Source organism: Pseudocolwellia agarivorans, from assembly GCF_002000085.1.
Taxonomy (GTDB): domain Bacteria; phylum Pseudomonadota; class Gammaproteobacteria; order Enterobacterales; family Alteromonadaceae; genus Pseudocolwellia; species Pseudocolwellia agarivorans.
In genome coordinates this window covers 1-761 of the sequence record NZ_MUZU01000048.1, presented here as the reverse complement: position 1 = coordinate 761, position 761 = coordinate 1, and the positions used below count along the sequence as shown (strand labels likewise).

Genomic DNA, 761 nt, shown 5'->3' with positions numbered 1-761 from the left:
GAAGTGCACACCTCATAAAAAATATGGGGCTATAGCTCAGCTGGGAGAGCGCCTGCCTTGCACGCAGGAGGTCAGCAGTTCGATCCTGCTTAGCTCCACCACTTCTTCTCAAAGAAAGAGACCAAACTTAACTTGTTCTAAGTGAACACATTAAGTTTGGTTTTTTAAACCAAAATTTTAGCCGAATGCGAGCTGAGATTAAGTTCTTTAACAATCTGGAAAGCTGATATAAATACCGGTATTTATGAGGTGTAAGGCGTGTCGCGCGTTCTTATACATAATTGTAAATACCAAGCTATTGTTACTTCTTTTATCGGGAAGTAATGATGGTGATAGTGGCTCCTCCTCGGAGACGCTATCAACCCGATATATTCGTAAGAATATATCAACTCTTATTCAAGACACACAATGTGTGCGTGAAAATGTCAGACTTTACAATTGAGAAGGTTTTGTCACCTTCTTGTACTGGATTTCGACTCTATTTATAGAGAAGACTATTTAGGGTTGTATGGTTAAGTGACTAAGCGTATGTGGTGGATGCCTTGGCAGTTAGAGGCGATGAAGGACGTGTTAATCTGCGAAAAGCTTTGGTGAGGTGATAAAAACCGTTATAGCCAAAGATATCCGAATGGGGAAACCCACCCAACGTAAGTTGGGTATCGCTACCTGAATACATAGGGTAGCGAGGCGAACCGGGAGAACTGAAACATCTAAGTACCCCGAGGAAAAGAAATCAACCGAGATTTCGTTAGTAGCGGCGA

Annotated in this window: 1 tRNA gene and 1 rRNA gene; both read left to right on the top strand. The window is 42.2% G+C overall.

Annotation, left to right across the window (positions count from 1 at the left end):
- Positions 1–25: 25 nt before the first annotated feature.
- Positions 26–101 (top strand) — tRNA-Ala (locus B0X80_RS20265).
- 409 nt (positions 102–510) lie between these two features.
- Positions 511–761 (top strand): 23S ribosomal RNA (locus B0X80_RS20260); the annotation flags it as partial.